Annotated in this window: 15 protein-coding genes; 9 read left to right on the forward strand and 6 right to left on the reverse strand. The window is 73.8% G+C overall.

Annotated elements, in window-relative coordinates:
- The first annotated feature begins 132 nt into the window (after positions 1-132).
- From ACIO5D_RS08755 to ACIO5D_RS08790, 8 genes are all read left to right on the forward strand, one after another.
- On the forward strand, positions 133-210 hold the full coding sequence (locus ACIO5D_RS08755; RefSeq protein ID WP_107086570.1) for a putative leader peptide: 78 nt from the start codon (positions 133-135) through the stop codon (positions 208-210).
- Positions 211-394: 184 nt separating this feature from the next.
- Entirely contained in the window at positions 395-943 is a 549-nt protein-coding gene (locus ACIO5D_RS08760; RefSeq protein WP_400794402.1) for a cysteine dioxygenase, read from the forward strand.
- Complete coding sequence (locus ACIO5D_RS08765; RefSeq protein ID WP_363608659.1) at positions 937-1,323, forward strand: rhodanese-like domain-containing protein; 387 nt, start codon at positions 937-939, stop codon at positions 1,321-1,323. The genes ACIO5D_RS08760 and ACIO5D_RS08765 overlap by 7 nt, the downstream gene beginning before the upstream one ends.
- A gap of 329 nt (positions 1,324-1,652) precedes the next feature.
- The gene (locus ACIO5D_RS08770; RefSeq protein ID WP_400756347.1) at positions 1,653-2,777 is read left to right on the forward strand and encodes an ABC transporter ATP-binding protein; all 1,125 of its coding nucleotides are present in this window, start codon (positions 1,653-1,655) and stop codon (positions 2,775-2,777) included.
- Positions 2,767-3,435: an ABC transporter permease gene (locus ACIO5D_RS08775; RefSeq protein WP_363608663.1), complete on the forward strand. Its 669-nt coding sequence runs from the start codon at positions 2,767-2,769 to the stop codon at positions 3,433-3,435. The genes ACIO5D_RS08770 and ACIO5D_RS08775 overlap by 11 nt, the downstream gene beginning before the upstream one ends.
- Complete coding sequence (locus tag ACIO5D_RS08780) at positions 3,432-4,109, forward strand: ABC transporter permease (protein WP_363608665.1); 678 nt, start codon at positions 3,432-3,434, stop codon at positions 4,107-4,109. The genes ACIO5D_RS08775 and ACIO5D_RS08780 overlap by 4 nt, the downstream gene beginning before the upstream one ends.
- Positions 4,110-4,143: 34 nt before the next feature.
- Positions 4,144-5,082 carry an ABC transporter substrate-binding protein gene (locus ACIO5D_RS08785; protein WP_363608667.1) on the forward strand — a complete coding sequence of 313 codons (939 nt, stop codon included), beginning with the start codon at positions 4,144-4,146 and terminating at the stop codon, positions 5,080-5,082.
- A 106-nt stretch (positions 5,083-5,188) separates the two neighbouring features.
- Entirely contained in the window at positions 5,189-5,767 is a 579-nt protein-coding gene (locus tag ACIO5D_RS08790; protein ID WP_400794404.1) for a hypothetical protein, read from the forward strand.
- A 262-nt stretch (positions 5,768-6,029) separates the two neighbouring features.
- Here the strand turns inward: ACIO5D_RS08790 and ACIO5D_RS08795 are convergent, their stop codons facing one another.
- Entirely contained in the window at positions 6,030-6,239 is a 210-nt protein-coding gene (locus ACIO5D_RS08795) for a hypothetical protein (RefSeq protein ID WP_400794406.1), read from the reverse strand.
- 751 nt (positions 6,240-6,990) lie between these two features.
- On the opposite strand from ACIO5D_RS08795, the gene ACIO5D_RS08800 reads away from it, so the two are divergent.
- Positions 6,991-9,045, forward strand: coding sequence for a glycosyl hydrolase family 18 protein (locus ACIO5D_RS08800; RefSeq protein ID WP_400794408.1), 2,055 nt, complete (start codon positions 6,991-6,993; stop codon positions 9,043-9,045).
- Between the two features lie 233 nt (positions 9,046-9,278).
- Here ACIO5D_RS08800 and ACIO5D_RS08805 read toward each other — a convergent pair whose 3' ends face one another.
- The 5 genes from ACIO5D_RS08805 to ACIO5D_RS08825 all read right to left on the reverse strand — a co-directional run bounded on the left by ACIO5D_RS08805 (position 9,279) and on the right by ACIO5D_RS08825 (position 14,261).
- Positions 9,279-10,571, reverse strand: coding sequence for a multidrug effflux MFS transporter (locus tag ACIO5D_RS08805; RefSeq protein ID WP_400649768.1), 1,293 nt, complete (start codon positions 10,569-10,571; stop codon positions 9,279-9,281).
- Positions 10,572-10,714: 143 nt separating this feature from the next.
- The gene (locus ACIO5D_RS08810; protein WP_363615328.1) at positions 10,715-11,197 is read right to left on the reverse strand and encodes a hypothetical protein; all 483 of its coding nucleotides are present in this window, start codon (positions 11,195-11,197) and stop codon (positions 10,715-10,717) included.
- A gap of 280 nt (positions 11,198-11,477) precedes the next feature.
- Positions 11,478-12,356 carry an alkaline phosphatase family protein gene (locus ACIO5D_RS08815; protein ID WP_400794410.1) on the reverse strand — a complete coding sequence of 293 codons (879 nt, stop codon included), beginning with the start codon at positions 12,354-12,356 and terminating at the stop codon, positions 11,478-11,480.
- A 222-nt stretch (positions 12,357-12,578) separates the two neighbouring features.
- Positions 12,579-12,956: an ADP-ribosylation/crystallin J1 gene (locus ACIO5D_RS08820; RefSeq protein ID WP_400794412.1), complete on the reverse strand. Its 378-nt coding sequence runs from the start codon at positions 12,954-12,956 to the stop codon at positions 12,579-12,581.
- Between the two features lie 126 nt (positions 12,957-13,082).
- Positions 13,083-14,261 carry an acyl-CoA dehydrogenase family protein gene (locus ACIO5D_RS08825; RefSeq protein ID WP_400649776.1) on the reverse strand — a complete coding sequence of 393 codons (1,179 nt, stop codon included), beginning with the start codon at positions 14,259-14,261 and terminating at the stop codon, positions 13,083-13,085.
- Positions 14,262-14,309 lie beyond the last annotated feature (48 nt).

Below are 14,309 nucleotides of genomic sequence, written 5' to 3' on the forward strand. Positions count from 1 at the left end.
CCCCGCGGGGGGGCCCCGCCGGCCCCCCCCCCCCACGGCGGGCGCCCCGGCGCCGCCGCCACCACGGCGCGCCCCGCAGGAGTGACGGACCTCGCTTGACTCGCGCCTGTCCCGTCGGGAAAGATCCGGCACATGGACTCCGGCGCCACTCTGGTCTGCCGCCTGCACGTCGATCTGCGACGCCAGGCGAGTTCCATCTGTGCCTGTTGACCTTGCCTTCCTCGCCGGTCCCACCCTGTGACGTCTCCCAGGGCCCGCGCCGCGCACCCGCTCCCGTCTTCCTGACGCGCCCCGCCCCACGCATCGTGCCGCCCCGTCGGCAGGTCCGAGCCCCGGCCCGGCCGCGTCCCGCCCTTCACCTCCTTCGCCTTCTCCCTTCCCCGAGGACGCCCACATGAGCCTGGACCTCGCTCCCGACAACCCTGCCGCCACGGCCGCCACCGGTCACCGCACCCGCACCGGCACGGCCACCACCGAGGAGACCCGCGCCCCGCTCTCCCCGAACGCCCTGCGCAAGATCGTCCGGGAGCTGGCCGAACGGCCCGACCAGTGGATCCACCAGGTGCGGCTCTCCACCGACGAGCGCTGGTACCGCCGGCTGGCGGCCGACGACGACCACGAGGTCTGGCTGATCAGCTGGCTGCCCGGCCAGTCCACCGGCTTCCACGACCACGGCGGCTCGCGCGGCGCGTTCACCGTCGCGCTCGGCGAGCTGGAGGAGCTGTCGCTCGGCGGGCCTGACCAGGGCCTGCTGATCCGCCGCATCCCGGCCGGCACCGCCCGCGCCTTCGGCCCCGAGTACGTGCACGATGTGCGCAACACGGCCTCCGGACCGGCCGTCACGCTGCACGCCTACTCGCCGCCGCTGAGTTCCATGGCGCACTACGACCTGCGGGCCGGCGGGCTCGTCCGCACCTCGGAGGAAGGACCGGAGCAGTGGTGACCACGATCGACGACCTGGTGGAGCGCGCCCGTGAGGGCGTCCACCGGCCACGGGCCCGGGAGGCCTACCAGGCTCAGCTGGACGGCGCGCTGCTGGTGGACATCCGGCCCGCGGCGCAGCGGGCGGCCGAGGGGGAGATCCCCGGCACGCTGATCATCGAGCGCAATGTGCTGGAGTGGCGGCTCGATCCGACGGGCAGTCACCGCATCCCGGAGGCGACGGGGTACGACGTGGAGGTGATCGTGGTCTGCTCGGAGGGTTACGCCTCCAGTCTGGCCGCCGCCTCGCTGCGCGAACTGGGGCTGCGCCGGGCGACGGACCTGGACGGCGGTTTCGTCGGCTGGGCCGCCGCCGGGCTGCCGACGCGCCGGGGCGGCTGACCGGCCGTCCGCTCACGGCAGGCCGCAGCGCGGGCCAGGACAGCGGATCAGGGCCGCGGATCAGGCGGCGGATCAGGACGCCGGAAGAGGACACCTGAGCACCCGTCGGGCGGTTAATCACGGACAGGAGATGATCGAGGTCATAGTCTGATCAGAGTTTCCGCCGGTCCAAAGCTGGGCAGCCACGCGGGCGGAAGAACGCCCGGGCGGTTGATACGACGGGACGGCGGTGTCACCCACGCCGCTCCTTCGTTGACAAACCGCCACCGACCGACAGACCGACACGATCGGCGCCGCCATCCAGGGGCACCGAGACGAGGAAACTCCCCGTGATCAGATTCGACGGCGCCGGAAAGCGCCACCCCGACGGCACCATCGCCGTCGGGGGTCTCGACCTGGACGTCCCGACCGGTCGGATAACCGTCCTGGTCGGGCCCTCCGGCTGCGGCAAGACCACCCTGCTGCGCATGGTCAACCGGATGGTCGAGCCGACGTCGGGCCGGGTGCTGCTGGACGGCACGGACGTCGCCGAGCTGGAGCCCGCCAGGCTGCGCCGCGGCATCGGGTACGTGATCCAGCAGGCCGGGCTCTTCCCGCACCGCAAGGTGATCGACAACGTCGCCACCGTCCCCTACCTGCTCGGCTGGGACCGCAAGAAGGCCCGCGCCCGGGCCGCCGAGCTGCTGGAACTGGTCGGGCTCGCGCCCGAGACCGCCAAGCGGTACCCCTTCCAGCTCTCCGGCGGTCAGCAGCAGCGCGTCGGCGTGGCGCGGGCGCTGGCGGCCGACCCGCCGGTACTGCTGATGGACGAGCCGTTCAGCGCCGTCGACCCGGTGGTCCGCGCCGGGTTGCAGGACGAACTGCTGCGCCTCCAGTCCGAGCTGCACAAGACGGTGCTGTTCGTCACCCATGACATCGAGGAGGCCGTCCGGCTGGGCGACCAGGTCGTGGTGCTGCGCGAACAGGGCCGGATCGCCCAGCTCGCCGACCCGCACACCCTGCTGACCTCCCCGGCCGACGACGGCGTGGCCGCCTTCCTCGGCCGCGACCGCGGCCTGCGCGGCCTCGGCCTGCGCCCCGCCACCGGCGTCGCCGTCCGCCCGGTCGCCGACGGGCTGCGCTACGGCGGCTGGGAGCTGGCGCTGGACGACGAGCGCCGCCCGATCGGCTGGATCGACCGGGACGCCGCCACCACCGTCCTGCACCCGGCGGCCGGCTACCGGCCCGAGGCCGACACCCTGCGCACCGCGCTGGACGCCGCCGTCCTCTCCCCCGCCGGGGTCGCCGTCGCGCTGGACGCCGACGGCCGGGCCCGCGGTACGGCGAGCCGCGAGGCCGTCCTCGCCGCCCTCGCCGGGGCGGGCGCGCCGGCACCGGAGCCCGCGCCAACGCCTGCGCCGACGCCCGCACCCACGAAGACCCCGGAGGCGGACGGAGCCACCGGTGGACGATGAACCGATCGTCCGCTGGTACTGGATCGGCGACCATCTCGGCTATCTGGGCCACCTGCTGGCCGACCACGCCCTGATCGCCCTGCTCCCGGTGCTCATCGGCCTGCTGCTGGCCGTCCCGCTGGGCCTGGCCTGCACCCGCTATCCCCGGCTCTACCAGCCGCTCGCCGCGGTCTTCAACGTCGTCTACGCGCTGCCCTCGCTGGCCGTCTTCGTGGTGCTCATCCCGTACACCGGGCTGGCCACCCAGGCCACCGTGATGATCCCGCTCACCTTCTACGCGCTCGCCGTGCTGCTGCCGACCACGGTGGACGGGCTGCGCGCCGTCCCGGAGGCCGTCCGCCAGGCGGCGACCGCGATGGGGTACGGGCCGTGGCACCGGCTGGCCGCCGTCGAGCTGCCCGCCGCCGTGCCGTACCTGCTGGCCGGACTGCGGGTCGCGGCGGTGTCCAGCATCTCGCTGGCGAGCGTCGGCGCGCTGGTCGGGCGTGGCGGGCTCGGCTATCTGTTCATCGACGGCTTCCAGCGCACCTTCCCGACCCCGATCGTGGCCGGCATCGTGCTGATCGCCGCGCTCGCGCTGGTCGTGGACCTGCTGCTGGTCGGCACCCGGCGGCTGCTCGCACCGTGGGCCGTCCGGGAGAAGGGGGCGGCCCGGTGAACTGGCTCTCCTGGCTGGGCGACTTCTTCTCCGCCCCGGACCACCGCAGCGGCCCGGACTCGATCGTGCACCGGGTCACCGAGCACCTGCTGCTCTCCGGTGAGGCGCTGCTGTACGCGGCGCTGCTCGCCGTCCCGCTCGGCCTGCTGATCGGCTACACCGGCCGCGGCGCCACCGCCGTGACCTCGCTGGCCGGCGCCGCCCGCGCGCTGCCCACCCTCGGGCTGGTGACGCTGGCGGTGCTGCTCGCCGGCGTCGGCGACACGGCCGTGCTGATCCCGCTGGTCGCGCTCGCCGCGCCGCCGTTGCTGGTGGCCGCCGTCGAGGGGGTCCGCAGCACCGACCCGGACGTCCGGGACGCGGCCCGCGGGGTCGGGCTGACGCACCCGCAGGTACTCTGGCAGGTCTGCCTGCCGTCCGCGCTGCCGACCCTGCTGGCGGGCTTCCGCACCGCGACCGTGCAGGTGATCGCGACCGCCACGGTGGCCGCGTACGTCGGCCTCGGCGGCCTCGGCCGCTACGTCATCGACGGGCTGGCCACCCGGAAGTACGCGGTGACGGTGGGCGGCGCGCTGCTGGTGGTGCTGCTCGCGGTCGGCGCCCAGCTGTTCTTCTCCCTGCTCGCCCGGTACGCGCTCCCGCCCGGGCTGCGCGCCCAGCGCCAGGCCCGCTGAACCTCCCACCCCTCCCGAAAGGACACGTATCACCATGTCGACATCCGCACGCCGCAGAAGCGGTCACCGGGCTCTCGTCCTCGGCGCCCTCGCCGCGCTCGCCCTCGGCGCCACCGCCTGCGGCTCCTCGGGCGGCGACCCGCTGAGCGGCTCCTCGTCGGCGCCCGCCGGCTCGGGCGGCTCCGGCTCGACCGTGGTGGTCGGCTCGGCGAACTTCCCCGAGAACGTGCTGCTCGGCTCGATCTACTCGCAGGCGCTCAAGGCCAAGGGTGTCAAGGTCGAGGAGAAGTTCAACATCGGCAGCCGCGAGGTGCTCTACGGCCAGATCCAGAACGGCAGCCTGACCGTGCTGCCCGAGTACAACGGCTCGCTGCTCGCCTACCTGGACGCCAAGTCGACCGCCGCCACCAAGGACGACGTCAACGCGGCGCTGGCGAAGGCCCTGCCGGCCGCGCTGGGAATCCTGGACTCCTCGCCGGCCGAGGACAAGGACTCGCTCAGCGTCAGCCAGGAGACCGCCGACAAGTACGGCCTGAAGAGCATCGCCGACCTGTCGGCGAAGGCCGGCGAGCTCACCATCGGGGGCCCGCCGGAGTTCAAGTCCCGCCGCGAGCAGGAGCTCAAGGACGTCTACGGGCTGACCTTCAAGGAGTGGAAGCCGACCGGCGACACCACGGCCAACGCGGTGAAGGACGGCTCCGTCCAGGTCGGCAACGTCTTCACCACCGACCCGAAGATCGTCCAGTTGAAGCTCGTGCCGCTGACCGACCCGAAGGACATCTTCGGGGCGCAGAACGTCACTCCGCTGGTCAACAAGGCGGGTGTGGACGCCACGGCGACGGCCGCGCTCAACGCGGTGTCGGCCAAGCTGGACACGGCGGGTCTGACGGCGCTGATGAAGCGGGTCGCCATCGACAAGGAGGACCCGTCGACGGTGGCCAAGGACTGGCTCAAGGCCAACGGCCTCGGCTGAGCCCGGGCGACGGCTCGGGGGCGGCTCGGGGGGAGGTCTCCCGGGTCGCCGCCGGTTCTCCCGGGGGATCTTCCCCTGAGCGCCGCGGACATGACAGTGTGGCGGAATGCGCACTCGTCTTCTCGCCGCCACCCTCACGGCATTCGCCGCGGTGAGCCTAGCCGCCTGCTCCAGCTCCGGCTCCGGCACCACCTCGGCCGGACCACCCTCCGGACCGACCCCCGCCGCGTCGACCACCCCCGACGCATCCGCACCCACGTCCGCACCCGCCGGCGACGCCACCACCCCGCCGCCGGCCGCGCCTGCCACCGGCTCGCCCGACACGCCCGCCACGGACGCCGCCTCACCGCCGGCCCCCGGCACGCCCGACGCCCCCGCGGCGTCCAAGCCCGCGCCGCCGGCCGACGCCGGACTGCCCACCAAACCGGACGCGGGCCTCACCACCAGGCTGGTCGCCGCCCTGGACGCGATCGATCCGGCGATCGTCGGCGGAAAGCCCGAGCAGGCCGTCGACCGGGCCCGCAACCAGTGCCAGTCGATGTACCAGTTCCCCAAGGACCGGGCCAAGTTGGTCGAACTGGTCAACCAGCGCTTCACCGCGCCGGACCACCCGCAGGGCTTCGGCGGCGAGAAGGCCGAGAAGATCCTCGACGCGCTGCGCACCACCCTCTGCCCGCCGGCCTGAGCCCGGCCGTCCGCCCACCACCCCGAGCAGCCCGGCGTCCTGAGCGCCGGGCGACCGTGGCCGCGTGCTCCGACCGGGCACGCGGCCACGGCATGGCCTGATCCGACTGCCGTTCGCCAACGGCCCCGAGGTCCCGCCCGATCCTGGTGATCGGGCGGGACCTCGACGTTTCGGCGCGCCCGATGACGCGCGGTACGTCAGCGGCGGGCGCGGAAGGTACGGCGGACGTCGGCAATCCGGACGTCGGCCGGATCGGCCCCGGTCAGGCCGCCAGGGCCGCCGGCCCGTCGGCGGTGCTCCGGCGGCGGCGCAGAGCGGCCTGCGGAACGACCTGCGCGGTGGCCCGGACGGTGACCCGCGCGGCGGCCCGGGAAGCAGTCAAGTCGGCGGCACGGCAGTCGAGTTCAGCCAGCAGGGCGCGCAGGTTACGGGCGTCGGCGAAGGTCCAGGCGGTGTCGGACAAGGTCGTCACAGAGGTCTCCTCCAAGAGAAAAGGGACAGGCGTGGGCGTTCTCGGGTCAGATGCACGGACGGGCGGCGTACGGCGACGGCCGGGGCGCCGACAGGCGCGCCGACACGTGCGGATGCGGCAGCGAGTGCGGATCGGGATGTGAATGCGGATCGGGCGTGAATACGGATGCGGCCGCCGTTTCCGGCGACGGGTGGCACGGGCCGGCCGCCGTTGGGCGGCGGATGGGGCTCACCTGCTCGGGCGGTGGCCGCCCTTCCTGTGGAGATCGCGCATGTGACCGATCATGTCCGAACGGCGTCGGCCGTCGCAAGCGGATTTACCGCCGGTCACCGGCGGCTTCGGGGGTACGGCAACGGCCCCGCGGCGGCCGATCAGCTCTGTTGACGAACTGTTAGGAGTCTTGACAGACGACTGGTCTAGTCCAACCATAAGCATGTCGATCCGACCGGGATGCACTGTGGGGGTGTGACCACCGGCGGCTGAGGCACTGCCCTGCCTTGTTCCGCTCCGCCCCCGACCCGCACGGCCTACGTGCGTCTTCGCACCGCCGTCGCTCCGCGAGTACGTGGGCTTCAGCACGTCCGCATGTCCACGCGCCCGTCCGCCCGCACACCCGTCCGTCGACAGCTCCACCCCTGCACGCCCGCACGACTCCCCACCCGCGCGGGCGGCGGTTCCGTACCACAGAGGTTCCGCAGCACCGTTCAATATTTCACCAACGTCCTGCCCCACCAAGTCTGTTGGAGAATCCATGCGTCTACGCAGAACGATCCAGGCCGCCCTGACAGCCTGTGCCACGCTGGCCGCGTCGGCCGGGCTGGTCGCCGTCGGGACGGCCTCCGCCGAGGCCGCCACCCCGCTGCCGACCCGGGTCTTCGCGCCGTACTTCGAGTCCTGGACCGGCCAGAGCCCGGCCACGCTGGCCGCGCAGTCCGGTGCCAAGCACCTGACCATGGCGTTCCTGCAGGCCGCCACCAAGGGCTCGTGCACGCCGTACTGGAACGGCGACACCTCGCTGCCGGTCTCCTCGTCCTCCTTCGGCGCCGACATCGCCACCATCCGCGCCAACGGCGGCGACGTCATCCCGTCCTTCGGCGGCTACACGGCCGACAACACCGGGACCGAGATCGCCGACAGCTGCACCGATGTCAACCAGATCGCGGCGGCCTTCGAGAACGTCATCACCACGTACGACGTCAGCCGGATCGACCTCGACATCGAGGACAACTCGCTGACCAACACGGCCGGTATCGACCGCCGCAACAAGGCGATCAAGCTCGTGCAGGACTGGGCCGCCGCCAACGGCCGCTCGATCCAGTTCTCGTACACGCTGCCGACCACGACCAGCGGCCTGGCCTCCAGCGGCCTGGCGGTGCTGAAGAACGCGGTCAGCAACAACGCCCGGATCGATGTCGTCAACCTGATGACCTTCGACTACTACGACGGCGCCGCCCACGACATGGCCGCCGACACCCAGACCGCCACGACCGGTCTCTACAACCAGCTGGCCAAGCTCTACCCGACCAAGACCCCGGCGCAGCTGTGGGGTTCCATCGGCATCATCGAGATGGTCGGCATCGACGACTACGGCCCGGCCGAGACCTTCACCGTCGCCAACGCGACCACGGTCTACAACTGGGCGGTCTCGAAGGGCATCAACACGCTCTCCTTCTGGGCCCTGCAGCGCGACAACGGTGGCTGCCCGGGCACGGCGGGCAACGACTACTGCTCCGGGATCAACCAGAACACCTGGGACTTCACCCACATCTTCGCGCCGTTCACCAGCGGCACGACGGTGGGCAACGACTTCTCGGTGGCCGTCAACCCGGGTTCGGGCTCGGTGGTGGCCGGTTCGTCCACCAGCGCGACCGTCTCCACCGCGGTGACCACCGGTTCGGCGCAGAGCGTCAACCTCTCCGTCACCGGCGCCCCGGCCGGCGTGACCGCCACCGTCACCCCCGGCAGCGTCACCGCCGGCGGCACCGCCACGCTCTCCGTCGCCACCACCGCGACCGCCGCACCGGGCACCTACCCGCTCACCATCACCGGCAACGCCGCCTCCGGCAGCCACACCAGCACGTACACCCTGACCGTGACGGGCACTCAGCCGGGTAACGACTTCTCGGTGGCGGTCAACCCGGGCGCCGGTTCGGTGGCGGCGGGCTCGTCCACCAGCGCGACCGTCTCCACCGCGGTGACCACCGGTTCGGCGCAGAGCGTCAACCTCTCCGTCACCGGCGCCCCGGCCGGCGTGACCGCCACCGTCACCCCCGGCAGCGTCACCGCCGGCGGCACCGCCACGCTCTCCGTCGCCACCACCGCGACCGCCACACCGGGCACCTACCCGCTCACCATCACCGGCAACGCCGCCTCCGGCAGCCACACCAGCACGTACACCCTGACCGTCACCGGGGTCACCCCGCCGACCGGTCTGGTGAACGGCGGCCTGGAGACGGGCAGCCTGGCCCCGTGGACCTGCCAGACCGGTGGCGCCGTGGTCTCCACCCCGGTCCACTCCGGCTCCTACGCGCTGCAGGCCGCGGCCACCGGCGCCCAGACCGGCCAGTGCTCGCAGACCGTCACCCTGTCGCCCAACACGGCCTACACCCTGACCGGCTGGGTCCAGGGCAGCTACGCCTACCTCGGCGTGAGCGGCGGGGCCACCGCGAGCGCCTGGACCAGCTCCTCCGGCTGGACCAAGCTGACCGTCCCGTTCACGACCGGCGCCTCCGGCACCGTGACCGTCTACCTGCACGGCTGGTACGGCCAGGGCAACGTCTTCGGCGACGACTTCTCCATCGCCTGACCCACCCGGGGCCGAGCCACTCGGGCCCGACCACCCGCCGGGGGGGGGGGGGGGGCCCGCGCCCCCCCGCCCCCCCCCCCCCCCCGGGCGGGGGGCCCCCCCCCCCCCCCCCCGCCCCCCCCCCCCGCCCCCCCCCCCCCCCCCGGGGGGGTCCCGCCCCCCGCGCCCCCCCACCCCGGCGGCACGTGTACGCGGCACGCGTGCCCGACCCCGGTCGGCGCACGGGCCCTCCGTCAGACCGCCCGCGCCGCCTCCGGGCCCGGGGCCGCAGGGCGCCAGGGGCGGCAGAGCGCCAGGTAGGAGGCGGTGGCGAGGAGGGCGCAGACCAGGACGACGACGGCGAGCAGAACCGCGGAGGGGCTGCCGCCGAGGCTGCTGAGCGGGGCGACAAGGGCGCCGCAGAGGAAGGTACCGGTACCGATCAGCGCGGAGGCGGAGCCGGCGGTCTGCGGGGGGACCAGGCTGAGCGCCTGGGCGGCGGAGTTCGGCAGGACCACGCCGAGACTGCCCATCATGACGAACAGGGCCGGGCAGACGCCGAGCAGTCCGGCGTCCCAGACGGCCGTCACCAGGACCAGCGCCACCCCGGCCGCCACGGCCGTGCCGAGGCCGGCCAGCATCAGCGCGCCCGCGGTGAAGCGGCGGGCCAGGACCCGCCCGTTCAGCTGGGTGACGGCCACGATCGCCAGCGAGTTGAGGCCGAAGAGCAGACTGTAGGTCTGCGGCGAGACGTGGTAGACGTGCTGGAGCACCACCGAGGAGCCGCTGATGTAGCCGAACAGCGTGCCGAAGGCGAAGGTACTGGTCAGGACCAGCCCGAGGAACGGCAGGTCGCGCAGGAGCCCGCCCATGGTGCGCAGCGTGGTGGTGAGCCCGCCGCGGTGCCGGTTCGCGGGCGGCAGGGTCTCCCGCAGGGCCGCGAAGGCGACCAGGCTGAGCAGCAGGCCGAGGGCGGTGAGGGCGCCGAAGGTGCCGCGCCAGGAGGTGACGCGGAGCAGCTGGGCGCCGACGACCGGGGCGAGGATCGGGGCGAGGCCCGATATCAGGCTGATCGAGGCGAGGAAGCGGAGCATCGCGACGCCCTCGAAGCGGTCGCGGGCGACGGCGCGGCCGATGACCAGGCCTGCGGCGCCGGCGGCGCCCTGGACGAAGCGGGCCGCGATCAGGACGGGCAGGGTGGGGGCGAGGACGCAGACCACGCTGGCGAGGGTGTAGACGACGAGGCCGGCGAGCAGGGGCGGGCGGCGGCCGAGGCGGTCGCTGAGCGGTCCGAAGAGCAGCTGTCCGGCGGCGACGCCGAACATCGAGAAGGTGAGGGTGAGCTGGACGGCGGCCGGTTCGGCGGCGAGGTCGTCGGCGATCGCGGGCAGGCCGGGCAGGTAGAGGTCGGTGGTGAGGGGTCCGAGGGCGACCAGGCCGCCGAGGACGGCGATGGTGGTGCGGCCGGGGGCGGCGGCGGATCCGGTGGTGGTGGTCGTGGGGGCGGTCGACGTGTCGCCGGTGGCGCCGGCGGTCGGACCAGGCATGGGGCTCCTCACAGGACGGGGCAGGGTTGGTACTCGCTCCGTCCTATCGCAGCGGCCCGGGGTCCGGATACCCGGGGTCCGCCGCGTGGATCATCATCCGCCCCGGCGCTCGGCGATCCGCCCGGCGCTCAGCGCGCGCCCGTTCAGTGCTTGGCCGGCCGCTCGGCGCGCAGGGCGGCCTGGACGGCGGCGCCGTCCTGCCAGGCGTAGAGCTGGTCGCCCGTCAGGGTGACGTTGTAGTGGCCGCAGGTACCGCTGACCTTCGAGGTGACGCTCTCGGGGAACCAGCCGGCCCTGAGCGAGACCGGCGCCGGGTGGACGCCCTTGCCCGGCAGCGTCGTGGCGCAGCCGGCGGGCAGCCGTCCGTCGGGGAGGGTGGCGCGCAGCAGCCGGTCGTCGCCGGTGGTGGACATCAGGTAGCGGACGGAGGAGGCGTTGTCGGGCAGCCAGTCCGGCATCGAACGGCGGTCGGCCTTGGCCTCGGAGCCGGTGGAGTACGAGGCCTGCTCCTGGTGGCGGTCGTCGTACCAGTCGGCCACGCGCGGGCCGACGGCGACGACGGCGACGGCGACGGCCATGCCGGTGCCCGCGACTCCCAGTGCGACCTTGCTCACGATGCCGTTCATGCCCGCCCTGCCCTCTTCCTGTGTCGGATCCCGCCGCGCCGGTCCCGTCCGCCCCGGGCTTCCGTGGCCCGGTGTTCCGGTGTACATCCATCGTGACCGGTGTGTGCTGCCGGAACGTCACCACGAGGTCGTGACCATGTCTCCATCCCACGGGGTACGGTCTCCACCTTCAGGGGTATACCCGGCCACCTGATGTCAGGGTCGCGCGCCCTGTAGAGCCTGGCTCAAGTCCGGCCGGGGCGCAGCCCGGCCGGTCCACCCGGGCGGCCCTGCCGGATCGTCAGAAAGCGGCTGGGACGGGCCGGGCGAGCGGGAAGGGGCGGCCGTCCAGGGTCCAGTGCGGGTCGATGGGGCGGCCGAGCGAGGCGTACACCTGGGCGGCGACGTCCGGGTGACGGATCTCCCCGGTGGGCGGCGCGGCGGGGATGCCGGGGCCGGCGCAGGCCACCCAGGCGGTGCGCTCCTCGGTGGTGCGGCCGCCGTGGCCGCCCGCGTCGACGTGGCCGTGGTCGGTGACGACGATGACCGTCCACTCCTCGTCGGGGTAGCCGGCCCGGCCGCGGACGGCGTCCAGGAGCCGGCCGAGGCGCTGGTCGGCGGCGCGCATGGAGGCGCGGTACTCCTCGCCGCAGCCGAGGAAGTGGGCGGTCTCGTCGACCGCGCCGAGGTAGACGAAGGACGCCTCCGGGTCGGCGGTGCCGAGGACGTGCACGGCCTCCCGGGTGACCTCCTCGTCGACGGTCTCCCAGGCCTCGGGGGTGTCCTCGGCCGGGGCGACGTAGGAGAGGCGGCCGGGGGCCCGGAACAGCGGGCCGCCGGACTCGCCGATGACCAGCGGGTCCCAGCCGGCCGCGACGAAGGTGCGGCGGCGGTCCTGGCGGGCGAGGCGGGTGGCGAAGTCGGGGAAGACGTCGAGCCGGTGGCCGGCCAGGTGATTGCCCCAGACGCCGTGCTTGGCGGGCTCGACGCCGGTGACGATGGTGGCCCAGCAGGGGCCGGACATGGTGGGGGTGGACTCCGCCACGGTGACCGGCGCCAGGAACCCGGCCTCGGCGACCTCCGCGAGCCTCGGCATCGGGACCTGCTCCAGCAGGTCGTACCGGACACCGTCGATTCCGACGACGAGCACCCTGGGCCGGGACGGCGCGGCTGTGGACATGGTGGGGGGTTCCTTTCGGTGGTGCGCATCCGGCCGCACCCCGCGGGCGCCGCCGACCGCGTCATGGTCCACGGCGTCGCGTACCGGCGGGTGGAGCGGAGGGGAACGAGGGGTGTCCGGGCGGCGTCGGACGTCCCGAGGGGCCGGCACCGGCCGGCGCGGCCCGGCCGGTGCGGGCGCCGGTGCGGCGGGCCGGCGCGGTGGCCGGGCCCGGACGGGCCGTCACGGCTGCGGCCGGAACTCGTGGACGACCTCGATCCGGCCGACGATGTGCCGGTTGAACTCGGCCAGTTCCTCGGCGGGCACCCAGAGCTCGAGGATCGTCCGGCCGCCGGCCTGCTGGACGGGGTAGCGGGCGAGGAAGGCGGTGTCGACCTCGAAGCGGGTGACGTAGCCGACGCCGGAGGCCTTGACGTTCCAGTCGCGGGCGATCCGGATCGCGTAGTCCTCGTTGAGCACCGGGTAGAAGATCGGCTGGTCGGGCAGCCGGGGCGGCCAGGCCCGCCGGTCGGCGGCCTCGACCAGGGCCAGCTCCTCGGGGCCGGTGGGACGCCAGAGCGTGGTGGTCGGGGCGGTGCTCGTGCGGGTTCGGCCGTTCATGGCAGCCGACGGTAGCCGGGCCGCCGACGGCCCGGCCAGCGGTTTTCGGCGCGGCCGGGCCGTCGGCGGGCGCCGGTGCGGCGGACCGGCGGGCCGGCGCGGGCCCTCCGGGGCGACGAGGGGGCGTCAGCGGTAGGCGGCCTCGCCGGTGATGGCCTCGCCGAGGACGAGGGTGTGGATCTCGCTCGTCCCCTCGTAGGTGAGCACCGACTCCAGGTTGTTGGCGTGCCGCAGCACGGGGTACGCGGTGGTGATGCCGTTGGCGCCGAGGATCGTCCGGGCGCTGCGGGCGATCTCCAGCGCGGCGCGCACGTTGTTGAGCTTGCCGAAGCTGATGTGCGCCGGGCGGGCCGCGCCCTCGTCCTTGAGCCGGCCGATCCGCAGGGCGACCAGGTAGGCCTTCTCCACCTCCAGCATCATCTCGACCAGCTTCTGCTGGGTGAGCTGGAAGCCGGCGATCGGGCGGTCGAACTGGACCCGGCTCCTGGCGTAGTCGAGCGCGGCGGTGTAGCAGTCGCGGGCGGCGCCGACGGTGCCCCAGAGGATGCCGTAGCGGGCCTCGCCCAGGGAGGACAGCGGTCCGCGCAGGCCGCTGACGCCCGGCAGCACGGCGTCGGCGGGCAGGACGACCTCGTCGAAGACGAGTTCGCTGGTCACGGAGGCGCGCAGGGAGAGCTTGCCGGGCACGTCGCGGGTGGTGAAGCCGGGGGTGCCGGGCTCTACCAGGAAGCCGCGGACGCCCTCGTCGGTCTGCGCCCAGACGACGGCGACGTCCGCGATCCCGCCGTTGGTGATCCACATCTTGCCGCCGGAGAGGACCCAGTCGCCGCCCTTGCGGCGGGCCCGGGTGCGCATGGCGGCGGGGTCCGAGCCGACGTCCGGTTCGGTGAGGCCGAAGCAGCCGATCAGCCGGCCGGCGGCCATGCCGGGCAGCCAGCGCTGCTTCTGCTCCTCCGAGCCGAAGGCGTGGATCGAACGCATCGCCAGCGAGCCCTGGACGGAGACGAAGCTGCGCAGCCCGGAGTCGGCGGCCTCCAGCTCCATGCAGGCGACCCCGTAGGCGACGGCGCCGGAGCCGGTGCAGCCGTAGCCGTCCAGGTGCATGCCGAGCACCCCGAGGGCGCCCAGTTCGGGGGCGAGTTCGCGGGCCGGGAAGACGCCGCGCTCGAACCAGTCGCCGATGTGCGGGCGGATCCGCTCGTCGGCGAACTTCCGTACGGTGTCGCGGATCAGCCGCTCCTCGTCGGTGAGCAGGTCGCCGACGGCGAGCAGGTCGGCCGGGTCGATCCGGGTCGGCTTCGTCATTGAAGCTCCTTGTAGTCTCGGCGGGGTACCGGCGAGTATTCCGCACGC

The sequence above is a fragment of the Kitasatospora sp. NPDC087315 genome (assembly GCF_044744345.1).
Classification (GTDB): Bacteria; Actinomycetota; Actinomycetes; order Streptomycetales; family Streptomycetaceae; genus Kitasatospora.